The 19,583-nt window shown below is 73.3% G+C and carries 11 protein-coding genes; 6 read left to right on the forward strand and 5 right to left on the reverse strand.

Translation table 11 applies throughout. From position 1 onward, the window contains the following. Positions 1–4: 4 nt before the first annotated feature. The 4 genes from ACZ43H_RS03115 to ACZ43H_RS03130 form a co-directional block, all read right to left on the reverse strand. Positions 5–1,225, reverse strand: a complete 1,221-nt coding sequence (locus tag ACZ43H_RS03115) for a hypothetical protein (RefSeq protein WP_464587673.1) — start codon at positions 1,223–1,225, stop codon at positions 5–7. Further along, on the reverse strand, positions 1,222–1,758 hold the full coding sequence (locus ACZ43H_RS03120; protein ID WP_464587674.1) for a SigE family RNA polymerase sigma factor: 537 nt from the start codon (positions 1,756–1,758) through the stop codon (positions 1,222–1,224). Before ACZ43H_RS03120 ends, ACZ43H_RS03115 begins: the two co-directional genes overlap by 4 nt. Before the next feature lie 88 nt (positions 1,759–1,846). Beyond that, positions 1,847–3,667 carry a SulP family inorganic anion transporter gene (locus ACZ43H_RS03125; protein ID WP_464587676.1) on the reverse strand — a complete coding sequence of 607 codons (1,821 nt, stop codon included), beginning with the start codon at positions 3,665–3,667 and terminating at the stop codon, positions 1,847–1,849. Positions 3,668–3,767: 100 nt separating this feature from the next. Further along, the gene (locus ACZ43H_RS03130) at positions 3,768–5,366 is read right to left on the reverse strand and encodes a PucR family transcriptional regulator (protein WP_464587678.1); all 1,599 of its coding nucleotides are present in this window, start codon (positions 5,364–5,366) and stop codon (positions 3,768–3,770) included. Positions 5,367–5,487: 121 nt separating this feature from the next. On the opposite strand from ACZ43H_RS03130, the gene ACZ43H_RS03135 reads away from it, so the two are divergent. Genes ACZ43H_RS03135 through ACZ43H_RS03150 form a run of 4 tightly spaced genes read left to right on the forward strand, consistent with a single transcriptional unit; the run spans position 5,488 to position 10,069 of the window. After that, entirely contained in the window at positions 5,488–7,023 is a 1,536-nt protein-coding gene (locus ACZ43H_RS03135) for a CoA-acylating methylmalonate-semialdehyde dehydrogenase (RefSeq protein WP_464587680.1), read from the forward strand. After that, entirely contained in the window at positions 7,016–8,362 is a 1,347-nt protein-coding gene (locus ACZ43H_RS03140; protein ID WP_464587682.1) for an aminotransferase class III-fold pyridoxal phosphate-dependent enzyme, read from the forward strand. The genes ACZ43H_RS03135 and ACZ43H_RS03140 overlap by 8 nt, the downstream gene beginning before the upstream one ends. 19 nt (positions 8,363–8,381) lie before the next feature. Beyond that, positions 8,382–9,740, forward strand: coding sequence for an NAD(P)/FAD-dependent oxidoreductase (locus ACZ43H_RS03145; protein ID WP_464587683.1), 1,359 nt, complete (start codon positions 8,382–8,384; stop codon positions 9,738–9,740). Then, a complete protein-coding gene (locus ACZ43H_RS03150) occupies positions 9,737–10,069 on the forward strand; it encodes a cupin domain-containing protein (RefSeq protein WP_464587685.1) in 333 nt (110 codons plus the stop codon). Before ACZ43H_RS03145 ends, ACZ43H_RS03150 begins: the two co-directional genes overlap by 4 nt. 1,456 nt (positions 10,070–11,525) lie before the next feature. Here ACZ43H_RS03150 and ACZ43H_RS03155 read toward each other — a convergent pair. Further along, positions 11,526–12,245 carry a LamG domain-containing protein gene (locus tag ACZ43H_RS03155; protein ID WP_464587687.1) on the reverse strand — a complete coding sequence of 240 codons (720 nt, stop codon included), beginning with the start codon at positions 12,243–12,245 and terminating at the stop codon, positions 11,526–11,528. Between the two features lie 259 nt (positions 12,246–12,504). On the opposite strand from ACZ43H_RS03155, the gene rocD reads away from it, so the two are divergent. After that, complete coding sequence (rocD, locus tag ACZ43H_RS03160) at positions 12,505–13,713, forward strand: ornithine--oxo-acid transaminase (RefSeq protein WP_464590723.1); 1,209 nt, start codon at positions 12,505–12,507, stop codon at positions 13,711–13,713. Between the two features lie 67 nt (positions 13,714–13,780). After that, entirely contained in the window at positions 13,781–19,309 is a 5,529-nt protein-coding gene (locus ACZ43H_RS03165) for an ATP-binding protein (RefSeq protein WP_464587689.1), read from the forward strand. Positions 19,310–19,583: the final 274 nt, after the last annotated feature.

Here is a 19,583-nt window from a genome sequence, read left to right on the forward strand (position 1 = left end):
GTCGTCACCCCGGGAGCGGGAGGTCGGGCAGGCTGCGCCAGCTGTCCGCGGGCGGAGCGGGCGCCGCCAGGTGACAGGTCCGGTCGGAGAGCCGACAGGTGAGGACGTCGCCCTCCGGCTGCGTGGACACCCCGAAGAGCGCGACGGTGTCGTCGTCGAGCCACTCGAAGGTCGTGAAGCACGCTCCCCACCGGCAATCCTCCGAGGGCTCGGGGTGGTACCCGGCTGGCAGCCGGAACCAGACGGACCGCCCGGTGACGGTGTCGAAGGCACGCGTCGGCGCCCCGCCCTCACCGGTCACGGGCACCAGCCGTGATCCCACCAGGCCGAGCAGCTGCCCGATCCCGTCCGTCGAGGTCCCGGTCCGCCGCGAGTCGCCGACCACCAGGCCCCGAGGCTGGCTCCTGAGGTCCGCGGCGTACGCCGCCGGCGTCGCTGCCTGGTGACCGCCGCTCTCGGCGTCGACCACGACCAGGCGCTCGTGCCAGTGACCGGGACGGTGCTCGACGGCAACGGTGACGTAGACGTGCTCGCCGACGACCCCGGCCAGGCTGCAGGAGGCGCGCCGGTGCGGGGCGCAGGCCGCGATCGGTTCGCGGACGATCTCCCGGCCGGAGTCCGTGTCGAGACCGACCAGCGTCCCCACCGTCCCCGGGTCGCACTCGAACCAGGCGACCAGGGAGCCGACGTTGGCGGACATGACCATGCCCTCCTCGGCGAGCCCCAGGTAGTGGCTGTGGGGATCGACGTCCCAGCTGCGGCCGCAGAGGTGCGCCGCGACCCGGGCCGGCTCGCCACCGTCGCTGAACCACAGCCGACCGTCCGTCGTCGTGAACACGAAGCCGTCGTCGGTCAGGTCGATGTGCTCGAACTCCCTGCCGGTGTCGAGGGCGAGGTCGCCGACGTGCACGATGCCGGCCCGCCGCCCGATGTCGCGGTACACGAGATCCCGGCGCGGCCCGTCCGGTGCAGAGTCGTCGGTCCGGTGGTGGTCGGTGTCGGGGCGGTTCACCGGCCCCTGGTCCCGGGTGGCCGGGCCGGTCAGGGCCAGGCCGACCGCGAGCGCGATCGCGACGACCACGGCCGCACCGGCGACCAGGACGGCGGTGAGCCTGCGCCGGCGCAGTCGTCGCTCGCCCAGGCCGACCAGATGGTCGATGTCGAGGCGGGCCGGGCCGACCTCGTCGATCCGCCGCGTCAGGGCGTCATGCAGGGTGGTGCTCATCGGGTCACCGCCTCGCCCTCGGGGAACAGCACGCCGGAGCCGGGACCCATGCGGTCGCGCAGCTTGCCCAGCGCGGTGGCGACCTGGCTCTTCACGGTGCCCACCGAGCAGCCCATCAGCTCCGCGGTCTCCGCCTCGGACAGGTCCTCGTAGTAGCGCAGCACCAGCGCGGCGCGCTGCCGCGGCGGCAGCTCGCGGACCTGCTGCCAGAGCACGCCGTGGGTGGTGAGCCGGTCGGTCTCGTCGCCGTCGTCACGCTCGGGTACGACGGCGACCGGCGGCTCGTGGAAGGACCTCCGGCGCCGCCACGAGATCGCCGTCGTCACGATCGTGCGTCGCACGTAGGCCTCGGCCGCCGCCGAGTCCCGCAGCCGCGGCCACGCCACGTAGACCTTCACGAGCGCCTCCTGGAGCAGGTCCTGGGCCAGCTGGTGGTCGCCGACGACGGCGTACGCGAGGCGCAGCAGCGATGTCGACCGGGCCTCGACGAGGTCCGCGAACGCCGAGACGTGCTGCTGGCTCCGTGTCGCCATGGCCGCTCCTCAGGCCGGTCACCGAATATCCTCTACCCCTGAGGACGCATCGAGCGAGCAGCGAAGTTGGACGGCCCGACCGGTCCGCTCAGGGGATCTCCGGGGGAGCGGGACCGGGGTGGTGGGCCACGATGTGCTCCTCGTGGTCGGTGTCGAGGGGACCCTCGTCGAGGCCCCCCTCGCGCGCCGGCAGGTCGAGCAGGCCGTGCGCCCGGCGCGCCTCCCGCACCCCCTGGGAGATGCTGTGCCACAGGTGGTCCTCGCCGAGGTCATCGAGCAGGCCCGAGCGCCGCAGTGCCCTGCGCACCGGCCACATCACGCGCACGAGGTAGAGGTCGACGTCCCGCTTGCGCAGGGCCGCCAGCAGGCCGGCCAGCGCGTCGGCGCTGGTCGTGTCCATCTGGTTGGTGGCCTCCAGGTCGAGCACGAGGGCACGGGTGCCCGGTGCGGACGCCACCAGGGCGAGCACGCTGTCGTGGACGGGAGCCGCGGTGACCCAGAAGATCGGCACGTCGATGCGCAGGACCATCACCCCGGGGTACGTCGGTCGCTCGGCGTGGTCACGCAGGCTTCCCCAGGCGGCCTTCTCGTCCGGCACCTTGCCCATCATCTCGACGTCGACGCGGCTGGACCGGAAGACCAGGCCCAGCACCGAGACCCCGACGGCCAGCAGGAGCCCGTTCAGCGGACCGAGCAGCACCACGCCCACGGCGGCCACGCAGGCGGCGACGATGTCGTTGCGGCGCACCCGGGCGTAGCGGCCCAGGGCCGGGAGGTCCATCAGCTTCCACACCGCGTTGACGACGATCGCGCTGAGCACCGCCCGGGGAAGGTCCGACAGGGCAGGCGCGATGGCCACGATCACGACGAGGGACAGCACGGCCGCGGCCAGCCCGGTCACCTGCGTGCGGCCGCGGGCGTCCACGGCGGTCGCCGTCTTGGAGAGGCTCCCGGCCACCCCGAGCCCACCGAAGAGCCCGCAGGCGACGTTGGCCGCGCCCGAGGCGACCAGCTCCTGGTCGGCGTCGATGCGGTAGTCCCCGCGGCCGGCGAACAGCCGGGCAGCGCTCAGGCCCTCCGCCAGGCCCACCAGGGCCAGCGCCGCGCCCGCCGTGAACAGGCTGACCAGGTCGCCGGCGTCGACCGTCGGCACGCCCGGTGTCGGCAGTCCCCGGGGGACGTGGCCGACCACCTCGACGCCACGCGCCTCCAGGTCCAGCGCCGCCGAGGTCACCAGACCGGCGAGCAGCACCAGCAGGCCCCACGGCAGCTTCGGCGCCACCAGGTAACCGCCGAAGAGGACCACCAGCGACACGGCCGACACGGCGACGGTCGTCAGGTCGGCGTCGCCACGGCCCAGGCTCGACCCGAGGGCGCCGACCCGCTCGACCACCTGGCCGACGGGCGTCGGCACCCCGAGGAGGTGTGGCACCTCGTTGAGGATGACCAGGATGGTCAGGCCGAGGACGAACCCGGTGACGATCGGCTTGGACAGGAACTCGGCCATCCACCCGATCCGGAGGAAGCCGGCGGCGACTAGCACCAGGCCGGAGCCCAGGGCCAGGGCCGCCGTGTAGGACGCCGCCTGCGCCGTGCCGGCCACCCCGAAGCTGGCGAGGAACGAACCGGAGAGGACGGACACGGTCGACACCGGCCCCACGACGAGCTGGCGGGACGAGCCGAACACGGCGTACGCGACGAGCGCCACCGGGACCGCGTAGAGGCCCACCTCGACCGGAGCGCCGGCGATCGACGCGTAGCCGAGCGCCTGCGGGACGGCGAGGGCCGCGACGACGGCCCCGGCCACCAGGTCCCCGCGCAGCCAGGCGCCCCGGTAGCGCGGCAGCCAGGCGGCGATCGGCATCCGGCGCCAGCGCTGGTCCGAGAGTGCCTGCGTGCCGTCGCTCATCCGGTCCACCCTGTCCGACCACCTGCGCGGAACGCTATCGGGACCCGGCGTCGGGCGGATCGTCTGCCGAGGGGGAGATGTGGCCGGTGGTCCGAGCCGGTCAGGTCCGGTCGGCCAGCTCGTCGGCGATCAGCGCGGCGTGCAGCGAGACCCGGATGTCCGGGTCGTCGAGGCGGGCGCCGAGCACGGACTCGATCTTCGCGAGTCGGGCGTAGAAAGCCGGACGGGACAGGTGCAGGCTCGCCGCCGCGTCGGACTTGCTGGCCGGGTGCCGGACGAGGGCCCGCAGCGCGTCGACCAGCGCGGTGCCGTGCTGCGCGTCGTACCGGCGCAGGGGGTCGAGCTCGCGGGCCACGAAGAGACCGAGGCGGTCGTCGTCGCCGAAGAGGGCGAGCAGCCCGCGCAGGTGCACGTCCTCCAGCCGGTGCACCAGCCGGTCGCCGGCGTCGGGGCGGACCGCGTCGGCGACCTGGCGAGACTCGCGCAGCTCGCGGTCGACCGTGCGCAGCGAGCTCGTCCCGCGGCCGGCGGCGACCACCACTGCGTGCCGCCGCGCGAGGTCGGCCGCCAGCCGCTCGACCGTCCGGCCCTCCGAGCTGGAGGGCCGGACCGCCAGGAGGACGCGCACGTCGTGGTCCATCTCGCTGACCAGGGCCGGGGTCCGGAGCTCGTGCGCGGCGCGCACCACCGCCGCGAGGACCTCGCCGCCCGACGCGCGGCGGGTGACGGCCCCGCTGCCGTCCATGGCCGGGCGCGGGCGGATCGTCAGCCCGACGTAGCTCCGCCCGGTGGTGGGGAAGCCCGCGAGCTCGCACCGGCGTACGACGTCCTCGGCGGTGGGGTCGCTCTGGAGGGCGAGCAGCAGCTCGTGGTGGGTACGCCGCACCAGGTTGTCGCGGTCGCGGTCGTGGAGCCGGTGCAGGGCCAGGGCGGCGGCCCCGCGCTCGACGACCGCGACCTGCCGCTGCGACGGCGGCGTCGGGGCCTGGAGCACCAGCCGGCCCCAGCCGCGCTCCCGCGGCCCGAGCCGGGTGACCAGCCAGCCCTGCTGCTCGTCCCACACGGTCCGGCCGGGCAGCGGGACCCGGCTCGACCGGGCCTGCCAGTCGTCGAGGAAGCCGGCCACGTCGTCGGGGCCGGCGAGGTAGTCGAGGACCTGGTGCTGCTCGCTCTCGAGGACGACGGCGGCGCCGGCCAGCCGTTGCACCGCGGTGAGGATCTCCGAGGGGTCCGCCTCGGCGAGGCTCAGCGCCGTGAACGTCTCGTGCACGCGCTCGGCGTCGCGGAGCTCGGCGAGCTGCTCGTCCACGACCCGCTCGCCCACGGCCTGGGTGATCGAGGCGAACCTCGAGACCCGCGCCAGCTGCACCAGGGGCAGCGAGAAGCGCCGGCACGCGTCCACGAGGGTCGGGGGGAGCTCGTCCTGCCAGCGCCGGCCCAGCTCGACCATCAGCCCGGCCGCGCCGACCTCGGCAAGGCTCTCGGCGAACGTCGTCAGGCCGCGCTCGTTCTCGGGCAGCGCGATGCCGGTGGTCAGCACGAGGTCGCCCTCGCGGAGCAGCGGCGCGATGTCGGCGAGCTCGGTCGCGTGCACCCAGCGAACCCGCCGGTCCAGCTCGTCCTCGCCGGCGAGCACGGTGGGCCCGGCCCCCCGGATCACCGGCATGCCCAGCACGTCGCGGACGGTCACGTCGGGCATCGGCCACTCCGGGCTCAGGACCCGACAGATCGTCGGGAATTGTTTCCTGATCGTACATTCTGTCGCCCTGCGCGACCGGGTCGACCGGCGAGGATGGACGCACGATCGAGGAGGAGAACCCATGACGAGCACGACCGTGACCCCCATCGGGCACTGGGCCGACGGCGCCCCCTTCGCCGGCGCGTCGGAGCGCGCCGCCGACGTGACCAACCCTGCGACCGGGCGCGTGACCGGCCGGGTCGCGTTGGCGAGCGAGGAGGACGCCCGGCACGTCATCGCGACCGCGGCCGCCACGGCCCGCAGCTGGCGGGAGACGTCGCTCGCCCGGCGTACGCAGGTGATGTTCGCGTTCCGCGAGCTGCTGAACTCCCGCAAGGAGGAGCTGGCCGCGATCATCACCGCCGAGCACGGCAAGGTCCACTCCGACGCCCTCGGCGAGATCGCCCGCGGCCAGGAGGTCGTCGAGTTCGCGTGCGGCATCTCGCACCTGCTCAAGGGCGGTCACTCGGCCGGCGCCTCCACCGGTGTCGACGTCCACTCGACCCGCCAGCCCCTCGGCGTCGTGGGCATCATCAGCCCGTTCAACTTCCCGGCGATGGTGCCGATGTGGTTCTTCCCCGTCGCGATCGCGGCCGGCAACACGGTCGTGCTCAAGCCCAGCGAGAAGGACCCCTCGGCTGCGCTGTGGCTCGCCGCGCTGTGGCAGGAGGCCGGCCTGCCCGACGGCGTCTTCAACGTCCTGCAGGGCGACAAGGTCGCGGTCGACACGCTGCTGCAGAGCCCCGACGTAGCGGCGATCAGCTTCGTCGGCTCCACCCCGATCGCGGAGTACGTCTACGAGCAGGCCAGCCGGCACGGCAAGCGGGTCCAGGCCCTCGGTGGCGCCAAGAACCACATGGTGGTGCTGCCCGACGCCGACCTCGACCTCGCCGCCGACGCGGCCGTGAACGCCGGCTACGGCAGCGCCGGCGAACGCTGCATGGCGATCAGCGTCCTCGTCGCGGTGGAGCCCGTCGCCGACGAGCTGGTGGCCCGGATTGCCGACCGCACCCGCACCCTCGTCATCGGCGACGGTCGCGAGGGCTCGGCCGGTGGTGGGGGAGAGTCCGACATGGGACCGCTCGTCACCCGCGCCCACCGCGACCGCGTCGCGGGCTTCGTGGAGTCCGGCCAGAAGGCCGGCGCGAAGCTCGTCATCGATGGTCGTGAGGTCGAGGCCCGCGGCGACGCGGACGGCTTCTGGCTCGGCCCGACGCTCTTCGACCACGTCACCCCCGACATGGAGATCTACACCGAGGAGATCTTCGGCCCCGTGCTCTCCGTGGTCCGGGTGGCGTCGTACGACGAGGCGCTGGCGCTGGTCAACAGCAACCAGTACGGCAACGGCACGGCGATCTTCACCAACGACGGCGGGGCCGCCCGGCGCTTCGAGAACGAGGTCGAGGTCGGCATGATCGGCGTCAACGTCCCGATCCCGGTGCCGGTCGCCTACTACTCCTTCGGTGGCTGGAAGCGCTCGCTCTTCGGCGACACCCACGCCCACGGCACCGAGGGCGTCCACTTCTTCACGCGCGGCAAGGTCGTGACCTCGCGCTGGATCAACCCGGCCGCCCGTCCCGAGGGCGGCCTCGAGCTGGGGTTCCCGCAGAATGACTGACACGCAGACCGCCCACGACGACGTCGCCCGCGCCTACGAGCTCGACCGCCGCCACGTCTTCCACTCCTGGTCCGCCCAGGCCGAGCTCGACCCGATGGTCGTGACCAAGGCCGAGGGCTCCTGGCTCTGGGACGGCGCCGGCAACCGGCTGCTGGACTTCACCTCGCAGCTGGTCTTCACCAACCTCGGCCACCAGCACCCGCGGATCGTGCGGGCGATCCAGGAGCAGGCGGCGACTCTCTGCACCATCGCCCCGTCCACGGTCAACAGCGCCCGCTCGGAGGCTGCGCGGCTGATCGCGTCGCACACCCCGGAGGGACTCGAGCGGGTCTTCTTCACCAACGGGGGCGCCGACGCCAACGAGCACGCGATCCGGATGGCGCGGCTGCACACCGGCCGGCAGAAGGTGCTCTCGCGCTACCGCAGCTACCACGGCGGCACCCAGCTGGCCATCAACGTGACCGGCGACCCGCGGCGGTGGGCCAACGACACCGCCTCGACCGGCACGGTGCACTTCTTCGGGCCGTTCCTCTACCGCAGCGCGTTCTCGGCCACCACCGAGGCGGAGGAGTGCGAGCGTGCGCTGGCCCACCTCGAGCAGGTCGTCGCCCTCGAGGGGCCGAGCACGATCGCCGCGATCGTGCTGGAGTCGATCCCGGGCACGGCCGGCATCATGGTCCCGCCGCCGGGCTACCTGCGCGGGGTCCGGGAGATCTGCGACCGGCACGGCATCGTGCTCATCGCCGACGAGGTGATGTCGGGCTTCGGCCGTTCCGGTCGGTGGTTCGCCGTCGAGCACGACCAGGTCGTCCCCGACCTGCTGACCTTCGCCAAGGGCGTGAACTCCGGCTACGTCCCGCTCGGCGGGGTCGCGATCAGCGAGCCGATCCACCAGACCTTCGCGCACCGTCCCTACCCCGGCGGCCTCACCTACTCCGGCCACCCGCTCGCCTGCGCGGCGGCCGTCGCCACCATCGAGGTGATGGAGGAGGAGCGGGTCGTCGAGCACGCCGCGGCCCTCGGCGAGGAGGTCTTCGGCCCCAGCCTGCACGAGCTCGCCGGCCGGCACGACTGGATCGGCGAGGTGCGGGGCACCGGTGTCTTCTGGGCCCTGGAGCTGGTGTCCGACCGGGCGACCCGCGAGCCGCTCGCGCCGTACGGCGGCAGCAGCCCGCAGATGGCGGCCGTCCTGAAGGCGTGCCGCGAGGAGGGCCTGCTGCCCTTCGCCAACTTCAACCGGATCCACGTGGTCCCGCCGCTCACCATCTCCGCGGAGGAGGCCCGGACCGGGCTGGACATGCTCGACCGGGCGCTGACGCGTGCGCGCTCGGACGGCTGACCGGGGCGGAGCGCGGACGATGCTCGCGTCGTCCGTGCTCCACCCGCTCTGGCTGGACTCACCGGAGCGGCCCGTGTCGCGGCCGGCCCTGACCGCGGCCGACGACGGCCTCACGGTCCCTCTGGTCGTCGTCGGCGGCGGCTTCACCGGGCTGTGGGCGGCGGTGCGCGCCAAGGAGCGCGACCCCTCCCGCGAGGTGCTGCTGGTCGAGGCCGACCGGATCGCCGAGCACGCCACCGGGCGCAACGGCGGCTTCTGCGAGGCCAGCCTCACCCACGGCGAGGCCAACGGACGGCAGCGCTGGCCCGAGGAGTACGACCAGCTCGAGCGCCTCGGGCTGCAGAACCTCGACGAGATCGCCGCCACCATCGAGCGGTACGGCATCGACTGCGGGTTCGACCGCTCCGGCACCCTCGCCGTCGCCACCCGCCCGCACGAGGTCGCGGCACTCGAGCCCGACGTACCCGGCTTCCTCGGTGCCGAGCAGGTACGCCGGGTCGTCGACTCCCCGACGTACCTCGCCGGGCGCGTCTCCCGCGACGACTGCGCCACCCTCGACCCGGCCCGCCTGGCCTGGGGACTGGCCCGCGTCGCCGAGGACCTGGGGGTGCGGATCGCCGAGCACACCCCGGTCGAGGGCGTCCGCACCGAACGCGGCCGGGTGGTCGTGGCCACGTCGCACGCGCAGGTGTTCGCGCAGCAGGTCGTGCTGGCCACCAACGTGTTCAAGCCGCTGCTGCGCCGGCTGCGGCTCTCGATCGTGCCCGTCTACGACTACGTGCTCGCCACCGAGCCCCTGACCGCCGCCCAGCTCGACCAGATCGGCTGGACCGACCGGGTCGGCATCTCAGACACCGGCAACCAGTTCCACTACTACCGGCTCACGCCGGACGACCGGATCCTGTGGGGCGGCTACGACGCGATCTACCACTACGGGCGCTCGGTCGACGCCGCCCACGAGGACCGGACGGCGAGCTTCGAGACCCTGGCCCGGCACTTCGCCGAGACCTTCCCCCAGCTCGCCGGCGTCCGGTTCACCCACCGCTGGGCCGGGGCCATCGACACCTGCACCCGCTTCTGCGCGTTCTTCGGCGTCACCCGCGGTCGGCGGATCGCCTACGCGACCGGGTTCACCGGCCTGGGCGTCGGGGCCTCCCGCTTCGGCGCCGACGTGATGCTCGACCTGCTCGCCGGAGCCGACACCGAGCGGACCCGGCTCACGATGGTGCGCACGCGCCCGCTGCCTTTCCCGCCCGAGCCGCTGGCCTGGCTCGGGATCCAGCTGACCCGCTGGGCGCTGGCCCGCGAGGACGCGACCGGGCGACGCAACCTGTGGCTGCGGGTGCTCGACCGGCTCGGGCTGGGGTTCGACTCGTGAGCACAGCGCACGAGAGGCTGTTGGCCGGGGACGTGCTGTCCGGGCTACCTCCGTCTCCCGGCGCGGCGGCGGGGGAGCGGCCCGCGACCGTGACCACGCCGTTGGCCACGTTCGGCGACCGTGAGGTCGGCCTCTGGGACATGGCGCCCGGCACGGACACCGACATCGAGGCCGACGAGGTCTTCCTGGTGCTGGCCGGATCCGGTGCGGTCATCTTCGCCGACGGCTCCCGGCTGGACCTGCGCCCCGGTGTCCTGGTCCGGCTGGTGGCCGGGGACGCGACCACGTGGGTGGTCGAGGAGCCGTTGCGCAAGCTCTACCTGGGGTGATCGCTGGCCGGCGGTTGCCTTGTTCCGGCGGCTGTTCCGGCGGTGGCCTTGCCGGCGGTGGCCTTGCCGGCGGTGGCCGGGCTTCTCCTCGGGCTGTGGCTCGCTGCTGGCTCGTGTGCGTCCCTCCGCCGCGGACCGCGCGCCGTCGCTTGCTTCGCTGCGGCGCCGCTCCTGTTCGCCTGTCCTTGCGGTTCGCTGCGGCGCCTCCGCTCGCTTTCACGCTCCTTGCGCGCGGTTCGCGGCTGCGGGCCGCGCCTGGCCGGCTGCCTCGTCCTTCGCCCCGTCCCTGCTGGGTGGTTGTCGATCCCTGAACGTGTTCGAGGCCTCGTCAGGCTTGCTCAGTCTCCTCGCTCGCGAGGGGGTGCCGAAAGGTCACAGACCGCATCGGATCGGGCCGGATGGTTGCGGTTGGTGACCAAACCGCAAGCCCGGGAGCCGACGTCGAGCGGAGCCCACCTCACCCGTAGCCAGCCAGGACCGCAACCGAAAGCAGTCCGAGAGCCGGGAGCGAACCGGGACCGAGGCCGGCGCCAGCCGTCAGGTCGGCCGCCGAGTGAGGTGTCGAATGGTCACAGACCGCATCGGATCGGGCCGGATGGTTGCGGTTGGTGACCAAACCGCAAGCCCGGGAGCCGACGTCGAGCGGGGCCCACCTCACCCGTAGCCAGCCAAGACCGCATCCGAAAGCAGTCCGAGAGCCGGGAGCGAACCGGGACCGAGGCCGGCGGCGACCGCGAGGCCGTTGCCGGCGCAGGTGTCGAATGGTCACAGACGGCACCGGATCGGGCCGGATGGTTGCGGTTGGTGACCAAACCGCGAGCCCGGGAGCCGACGTCGAGCGGAGCCCACCTCACCCGTAGCCAGCCAAGACCGCAACCGAGGCAGCCCGAGACCCGGGAGCGAACCGGGGACAGAAGCCGACGGCGTGCGAGGCCGTTGCCGGGGCAGGTGCCGAAAGGTCACAGACCGCATCGGATCGGGCCGGATGGTTGCGGTTGGTGACCAAACCGCAAGCCCGGGAGCCGACGTCGAGCGGAGCCCACCTCACCCGTAGCCAGCCAAGACCGCAACCGAAAGCAGTCCGAGAGCCGGGAGCGAACCGGGACCGAGGCCGGCGCCAGCCGTCAGGTCGGCCGCCGAGTGAGGTGTCGAATGGTCACAGACCGCATCGGATCGGGCCGGATGGTTGCAGTTGGTGACCAAACCGCAAGCCCGGGAGCCGACGCCGAGCGGAGCCCACCTCACCCGTAGCCAGCCAGGACCGCAACCGAGGCAGCCCGAGACCCGGGAGCGGTCCGGGACCGAAGCCGGCGCCAGCCGTCAGGTCGGCCGCCGAGTGAGGTGTCGAATGGTCACAGACGGCATCGGATCGGGCCGGATGGTTGCGGTTGGTGACCAAACCGCAACCCCGGGAGCAGACGCCGCTCGAAGACCGCCTCACCTGGAGCTGAGCGGGTCAGCCCTTCCGGATGACCAACCAGTCGATCTTTCCGCCGAGGTAGTCGCAGCCGACGCCCTCCCCGGAGCAGTCGAGCTTGCCGCCGATCATGAGCGGTCGCGTGTTGGCGATCCGGCCGAGCCGCCCGTGGACCTTCTTGCTGACCGCGTGCCGGGTGCCGGGGTCGAGCGTGATCCGCACGCTCCTCGGCCGTCGTTGGCAGCGGACCGTGTGCCACCGGCTGTCGTCGACGCGCCACGACTGCCGCCCGTTCACGAGCCCGACCCCCTTGCTCCGGCCGGTCTCGTCCCGGAAGAGGCAGGTCGGCCACCCCGAGTGCACCTCCAGCTTCCAGTACCCGCCCGGCTCGCCGGACTGGCCCTTCTGGACCAGGTTGCGCGAGCCCGTCCGCGTCTTGAACCTCACGGTTGCGGAGTACGGCCGGGAGTGGGGGTCGAGCAGGGGGTCGTCGGGGACCAGGACGAGCCGTTCGGGGTCGCGTTCGGTGCCCTTGCCGCCGAACCGGTAGCCGAGACCGGACTTGACGGGGACGCCCGTCTGCACCAGGTCACCGACGTCGCCGGTGAGGCCGTGGCCCGACGCGTCGACCATCGCGGTCGAGCCCGGCGGTTCGTTCATCTGCCAGTCGCCGACGACCGAGGCGGAGCAGGGTCCGGGCACCACCAGCAGCACCAGCGCCGTCGCCGGTCCCACGATGCCCCCCAGCACTCGTCTCATCACCCCTCCAGTGGCAGGGAAGCACGTTCGCGGCCGGAACCGCAGGCGCGGGTGACGCTGCATCAACGATTTGGGGTATCCCACGGCATTCCGGGCCGCTGCCCGGGCGTCGGACCCGGCCAACCCTCGTAGAGTCGACGACACGGGGTCCGGCGGGCCGGACGCCCCCGCGACGCACGGAAGGGGCCGACAGGTGAATGCCACCCCGATCCAGCTGGAGAACGTGCACGGCGCGCACAACTACCACCCGCTGCCGGTGATGGTGACCCACGGCGAGGGCGCGTGGCTCACCGACGACGAGGGCAACCGCTACCTCGACTTCCTCGCGGCCTACTCCGCGCTCAACTTCGGGCACCGGCACCCGCAGCTCGTCGCCGCCGCCCGGGAGCAGCTCGACCGGCTCACGCTCACCAGCCGGGCCTTCCACCACGACCAGCTCGGGCCGTTCTGCGACGAGCTGGCCGCGCTGACCGGCAAGGACGTGGTGCTGCCGATGAACTCGGGGGCCGAGGGCGTCGAGACGGCCCTGAAGCTGGCGCGGCGCTGGGGTCACGAGGTGAAGGGCATCCCCGACGGCACGGCGACCGTGATCGTCATGCACGGCAACTTCCACGGGCGCACCATTAGCATCGTCAGCTTCTCCGACGACCACGTGGCCCGGGCGCACTACGGTCCCTACACGCCCGGCTTCCGTGCGGTGCCGTACGGCGATGCCGAGGCGCTCGCCGCCGCGATCGACGACACCACCGCCGCCGTGCTCGTCGAGCCGGTCCAGGGCGAGGCGGGCGTGATCGTGCCGCCCCGCGGCTACCTCGGCGACGTACGCCGCCTCTGCACCGCCAACGACGTGCTGATGGTGGCCGACGAGATCCAGTCCGGCCTCGGGCGCACCGGCCGGACCTTCGCCTGCGACCACGAGTCGGTCGTGCCGGACGTCTACGTCCTCGGCAAGGCGCTCGGCGGCGGCATCGTGCCGCTCTCGGCGGTGGCTGCGGACCGCGAGGTGATGGGGGTGTTCACCCCCGGGAGCCACGGCAGCACCTTCGGCGGCAACCCGCTCGCGACCGCCGTCGGCCGCGCTGTCATCAGGCTGCTGGAGAGCGGGGAGCCCCAGCGTCGGGCCGCCGCCCTCGAGGCCACCCTGCGGGACGGTCTCGCCCCGCTGGTCGGCCGGGGGGTGCTCGCCGTACGCGTGCACGGCCTGTGGGCGGGCGTCGACCTCGACCCCGCGCTCGGCACCGGCCGCGACCTCTGCGAGGCGCTGGCCCGGCGCGGGGTGCTGGCCAAGGACACGCACGGCTCGACGATGCGGATCTCCCCGCCGCTCACCATCGAGGAGCGGGACCTGGTGTGGGGGCTGGGGCAGCTGGCCGGCGCCGTGACGGAGCTGGCCGGCGGCCGACGGCACGAGGACGGGCGTCCGGTACCCGGACCGACGCGCCCCACGAGCGATGTGACTGGCTCGTAACCCTCGAGTCGTGACAGGTTGCGTGTGGGACACGCAGGCGGTCCCGTCGGTCCGACCGGAGGTGTGCATGTCGTTCTCTCGCATTGCGATCGTGAACCGTGGCGAGGCCGCCATGCGGCTGATCCACGCAGTGAGGGAGATCAACGCCTCCGGCGCCGGCCCGATCCAGACCGTGGCGCTGCACACCGAGGGCGAGAGCGGCGCGATGTTCGCCCGCGAGGCCGACCTCACCCACGACCTCGGGCCCGCGTCGGCACGCCCCTACATCGACCTCGCCGTGCTCGAGCGCGCGCTGGTCGAGTCGGGCGCGGACGCGGTCTGGCCCGGATGGGGCTTCGTGGCCGAGGACCCGTCGTTCGTCGACCTGTGCGACCGGCTCGGGATCACCTTCATCGGCCCCAGCGCGGAGGCGATGCGCAAGCTCGGCGACAAGATCGGTTCCAAGCTGATCGCCGAGGAGGTCGGGGTGCCCGTCGCTCCCTGGAGCCGCGGCGCCGTCGAGACGCTCGACGGGGCGCTCGCCGCCGCCAAGGAGATCGGCTACCCGTTGATGCTCAAGGCCACCGCCGGTGGTGGCGGCCGGGGCATCCGGATGGTGGCCTCCGCCGCCGACCTCGAGGACGCCTACCAGCGCACCAGCGACGAGGCGCTGCGCGCCTTCGGCAACGGCACCGTGTTCCTCGAGCGCCTGGTGACCGGTGCCCGGCACGTCGAGGTGCAGCTGATCGCCGACGGCCACGGCACGGCCTGGGCGATCGGCGTGCGCGACTGCTCGATCCAGCGCCGCAACCAGAAGGTCATCGAGGAGTCGTCCTCGCCGCTGCTGAGCCTCGAGCAGGCCGACGAGCTCAAGGCCGCCGCCGAGCGGCTCGCCGTCGCGGTCGGGTACGTCGGTGCCGGCACCGTCGAGTTCCTCTACCACCCGGGGGAGCGCACCTTCGCGTTCCTCGAGGTCAACACCCGCCTGCAGGTCGAGCACTCGATCACCGAAGCCACCACCGACGTCGACCTGGTCAAGGCGCAGATCCACGTCGCGGCCGGCGGCCGCCTCACCGACCTGTACGCCGAGAAGCCGGGCGAGGCGGGGCACGCCGTGGAGGCCCGCCTGAACGCCGAGGACCCGGACCGCGACTTCGCGCCGGCGCCCGGCCGCATCGTTCGCCTCGACCTGCCGTCGGGTCCGGGGGTCCGCGTCGACACCGGCGTCGCCGAGGGCGACACGATCCCGCCCGACTTCGACTCGATGATCGCCAAGATCATCGCCTACGGCCGCACCCGCGACGAGGCGCTCGCCCGGCTCCGCCGGGCCATGACCGAGACCACGGTCGTCATCGAGGGCGGCGCCTGCAACAAGAGCTTCGTGCTCGACCTGCTCGCCCAGCCCGAGGTGGTCGACGGCACCGGCGGCTGGGCCGACACCAGCTGGATCGACCGGGTCCGCGGCGAGGGCCGGCTGGTCGCCCAGCAGCACGCCGGGATCGCCGTGGTCGCCGCCGCGATCGAGGCGTACGCCGACGGCCTCGACCTCGAGGTCGCCCGCCTGCTCGAGACGGCCCACGGTGGCCGCCCCCAGGCCCAGCACCAGACCGGCCGGCCCGTCGAGCTCAAGCTGCGCGGCACGACGTACCAGGTCTCCACGGTCAACACCGGCCCCTCGCGCTACCGCGTCACGGTCGCCGCCGGCACCAGCCGGCAGACCGTCGACGTCGAGCTGGAGCGGATCGACCAGTTCCACCGCCGGCTCGTGGTCGGCGGGCGTCGCCACCACGTCGTCACCGCCACGCACGGCCCCAGCACCCTGGTCGAGGTCGACGGCGTCGCCCACCGGGTCAGCCGCGACGAGGGCGGCGTGCTCCGCTCGCCGGCGCCCGCCCTGGTGGTCGCCACCCCGGCCGCGGTCGGCGAGGAGGTCGAGGCCGGCGCGCCGGTCCTCGTGCTCGAGTCGATGAAGATGGAGACGGTGCTCCACGCGCCGTTCGCCGCCCGCGTCAAGGAGCTGCTGGTGATCACCGGCAGCCAGGTCGAGACCGGTGCCGCGCTGGTCAAGCTCGAGCCCGTCGGCGACGGTGCCGAGGAGGCGGTCGTGGCCCCGGAGGGGCCGGCGCTGGACCTGCCCGGTCCCGACGACGGCCAGTCGGCCCAGGTGCGCGCGGCGCGCGCCCTCGAAGGCCTGAGCGCGGTGCTGCTCGGCTACGACCTGCCGCCGCAGGACCAGGACGCCGTGCTCCGTGACTACCTCACCGCCCGTGAGGAGCTGCGCGCGCAGGGCGTCCCGGTCGTCACCGACGAGATGGAGCTGCTCGGCACGTTCGCCGACCTCGCCGAGCTGAGCCGCAACCGGCCGTTGGACGAGGAGCGCCACACCGAGCTGCGGGTGCACAGCTCGCGCGAGCACTTCCACACGTTCCTGCAGAGCCTCGACGTGGAGCGCGGCGGGCTGCCCGACGAGTTCCGCGACCGGCTGCTGCGGGTGCTGCGGCACTACGGCGTGGAGGACCTCGAGCGCACGCCCGCGCTCGAGGAAGCGGTGTTCCGCATCTTCCTGGCCCAGCAGCGGTCCGCGCCCGAGGTGGCGCTGGCGTCCGCGGTGCTCGGTCGCTGGATCGAGGAGCCGCCGCCCTCCGGCGACGAGGCCCCCCGCGCCCGGCTGCTGCTCGAGCGCCTCGGCCGGGCCACCCAGCTGCGCTTCCCGGTCGTGGGCGACCTGGCCCGCAGCGTCCGGTTCCGCTGGTTCGACCAGCCGTCGGTGGACGCCGAGCGGGCCGACGTGCTCGCCGGTGTGCGCGACGAGCTCGCGGCGCTGGTGGCCGACGGTGACCTCACCGACCGCGCCGACCGGATCGAGGCGCTCGCGGCCATCCCCGAGCAGATCGTCCGCTTCCTGGCCGAGCGGCTCGAGGGCGGCGTGCCCGCCCGGGAGCCGATGCTCGAGGTGCTGGTGCGCCGGCACTACCGCGACTTCGACCTCCACGACCTCCGCACCATCGAGAACGGTCGGCCCTTCGTCGTCGCCGACTACACCCTCGACGACCGTCCCACCCGCGTCGTCTCGACCGTGGGCACGATGGCCGAGCTGGGCGACCCGTCCGGTGGCCTGGCCACCGCGGTCGCGACCCACCTCGCGGAGCGGCGTACCGGCGACGAGGCCGTCGTCGACCTCTACCTGCACTGGCCGGAGGCGCCCGAGTCCGCCGACGCGGCGAGCGAGCAGCTGCGGCCGCTGGTCGAGGCGCTGCCGTTCGCCCGCGACGTACGCCGCGTCTCCGTCGCGGTGTGCGCGGGCGGGAGCCGGCCGGTCGGCTACTACGCGTTCCGGCCCACCGAGGACGGCACCGTCGCCGAGGACGACCTGACCAGGGGCGTGCACCCGATGGTCGGCCGCCGCCTGAACCTGTGGCGGCTGCGCAACTTCCACGTGACCCGCATCGAGGCGCCCGAGGACGTGCTGCTCTACGAGTGCGTCGCCCGGGAGAACCCCGCGGACCGGCGCCTCGTGGCGCTGGCCCAGGTGCGCCAGCTCGCCGTGGTCCGCGACGAGGACGGCGTGGTCACCGGCCTCCCGCACGCCGAGCGCGCGGTGGAGAACTGCCTCGAGGCGATCCGGCGGGCCCGGGTGGCCCGCGGCACGGCCGGCGCCAAGCTCGACATGAACCACGTGTGGGTCCACGTCTGGCCGGTCGTCGACATCGACGAGAGCGGCCTCAAGGCGCTCGGCAACAAGATCCGCCCGCTCACCGACGGCGCCGGCATCGAGGAGGTGCTCGCCCAGGGCAGGGTCGCCACCCCGGACGGCGCGCCGGTCCCGGTGGTCGTGCGCTTCGGTGCCCAGCCCGGCGCCGGGGTCGTCTCCTCGATCGAGGAGCCGCCGACCGAGCTGCTGCGCCCGCTGGACGACTACGCGGCCAAGGTGCTGCGGGCCCGCCGGCGCGGCCTGGTCTACCCCTACGAGCTCGAGGCGGTGCTCACCGGTCCCGGCGGCAGCTCGGTCGAGCACGACCTCGACGACACCGGCGTGCTGGTGCCGGTCGACCGTCCCCGCGGCCTCAACAAGGCCGGGATCCTGGTCGCGGTCGTCACCACGCCCACGCCGCTGCACCCCGAGGGCGTCACCCGGGTCGTGCTCTGCGGCGACCCGACCAAGTCGCTGGGCTCGGTCTCCGAGCCCGAGTGCCTGCGGGTGATCGCGGCGCTCGACCTCGCCGAGCGGATGCAGGTCCCCGTCGAGTGGTTCGCGCTCTCGGCCGGTGCCCGGATCTCGATGGACTCCGGCACCGAGAACATGGACTGGGTCGCGGCGGCGCTGCGCCGGATCGTGGAGTTCACCCAGGCCGGCGGCGAGATCAACGTCGTGGTGGCCGGCATCAACGTCGGCGCGCAGCCGTACTGGAACGCCGAGGCGACGATGCTCATGCACACCAAGGGCATCCTGGTGATGACGCCGGACAGCGCCATGGTGCTCACCGGCAAGCAGTCGCTGGACTTCTCCGGTGGCGTCTCCGCCGAGGACAACTTCGGCATCGGCGGCTACGACCGGGTGATGGGTCCCAACGGCCAGGCGCAGTACTGGGCGCCGAACCTGGCGGGCGCCTTCGAGGTGCTGATGGCGCACTACGAGCACACGTACGTCGTGCCCGGCGAGTCGTCTCCGCGCCGCGCGCCCACCACCGACGACGTGGAGCGCGACATCTCGTCGTACCCCCACGACGCCGAGGGCAGCGACTTCCGCACCGTCGGCGAGATCTTCTCCTCGGTCACCAACCCGGACCGGAAGAAGGCGTTCGACATCCGCACCGTGATGCGGGCCGTCGCCGACCAGGACCACCCGACGCTCGAGCGCTGGGCCGGCATGGCCGACGCCGACACGGCCGTGGTCCAGGACGCCCACCTCGGCGGCCACCCCGTCTGCCTGCTCGGCATCGAGTCGCGGCCGGTGCGCCGGCGCGGCTTCCCGCCCACCGACGGTCCCGACACCTACACCGCGGGCACGCTGTTCCCGCGGTCGTCGAAGAAGGCGGCGCGGGCGATCAACGCCGCGAGCGGCAACCGGCCGCTCGTGGTGCTGGCGAACCTGTCGGGCTTCGACGGGTCGCCGGACTCGATGCGCAACCTGCAGCTGGAGTACGGCGCCGAGATCGGCCGGGCGATCGTCAACTTCCGCGGCCCGATCGTGTTCTGCGTGATCTCGCGCTACCACGGCGGCGCGTTCGTGGTGTTCTCCAAGGCGCTCAACCCGAACATGACGGTGCTGGCGCTCGAGGGCTCCTACGCCTCGGTCATCGGTGGGGCGCCCGCGGCCGCGGTCGTCTTCACCGGCGAGGTCGAGAAGCGGACTGCCGCCAGCCCCGCCATGGTCGAGCTCCAGGCCCGGATCAGCGAGGCGACGGGCGCCGAGCGCAGCGCGCTCGTCGTCGAGCAGGCCGAGCTGCGGGCCGCGACCCGCGCGGAAAAGATCAGCGAGGTGGCGGCGGAGTTCGACGGGATCCACAACATCCACCGCGCCGTCGAGGTCGGCTCGGTCGACGCGGTGATCCCCGCTGCGCGGCTGCGCCCGGAGATCATCGCGGTCATCGAGAGGCACGCACGCGGGGAGGGCTGACGGCTGAGCTTCGAAGAGTGCCCACGGCCCGGGTCGGGCGGTGGGTGAGCCACCGTTCGCGTCGGCGGAATGGTGGCCAGCTCACCGCCCGCTCCTGATGCCCGGGTCGGGCGGTGGGTGGGCCACGGTTTACGTCGGCGGAATGGTGGCCAGCTCACCGCCCGCTCCTGATGCCCGGGTCGGGCGGTGAGTGAGCCACCGTTTACGTCTGCGGAATGGTGGCCAGCTCACCGCCCGCTCCTGCGCGCGCGGCCCCGCTCACCCGCGGCGGGTG

The sequence above is a fragment of the Nocardioides sp. DN36 genome (genome assembly GCF_055380375.1).

What these genes read in the sequence shown, in the direction of transcription:
- ACZ43H_RS03165 (WP_464587689.1), top strand. Translation starts at nt 13,781, where the DNA reads ATGTCGTTCTCTCGCATTGCGATCGTGAACCGTGGCGAGGCCGCCATG.
- ACZ43H_RS03155 (WP_464587687.1), bottom strand. Translation starts at nt 12,245, where the DNA reads ATGAGACGAGTGCTGGGGGGCATCGTGGGACCGGCGACGGCGCTGGTG.
- ACZ43H_RS03145 (WP_464587683.1), top strand. Translation starts at nt 8,382, where the DNA reads ATGCTCGCGTCGTCCGTGCTCCACCCGCTCTGGCTGGACTCACCGGAG.
- ACZ43H_RS03135 (WP_464587680.1), top strand. Translation starts at nt 5,488, where the DNA reads ATGACGAGCACGACCGTGACCCCCATCGGGCACTGGGCCGACGGCGCC.
- rocD (WP_464590723.1), top strand. Translation starts at nt 12,505, where the DNA reads ATGGTGACCCACGGCGAGGGCGCGTGGCTCACCGACGACGAGGGCAAC.
- ACZ43H_RS03120 (WP_464587674.1), bottom strand. Translation starts at nt 1,758, where the DNA reads ATGGCGACACGGAGCCAGCAGCACGTCTCGGCGTTCGCGGACCTCGTC.
- ACZ43H_RS03115 (WP_464587673.1), bottom strand. Translation starts at nt 1,225, where the DNA reads ATGAGCACCACCCTGCATGACGCCCTGACGCGGCGGATCGACGAGGTC.
- ACZ43H_RS03140 (WP_464587682.1), top strand. Translation starts at nt 7,016, where the DNA reads ATGACTGACACGCAGACCGCCCACGACGACGTCGCCCGCGCCTACGAG.
- ACZ43H_RS03125 (WP_464587676.1), bottom strand. Translation starts at nt 3,667, where the DNA reads ATGAGCGACGGCACGCAGGCACTCTCGGACCAGCGCTGGCGCCGGATG.
- ACZ43H_RS03130 (WP_464587678.1), bottom strand. Translation starts at nt 5,366, where the DNA reads ATGCCCGACGTGACCGTCCGCGACGTGCTGGGCATGCCGGTGATCCGG.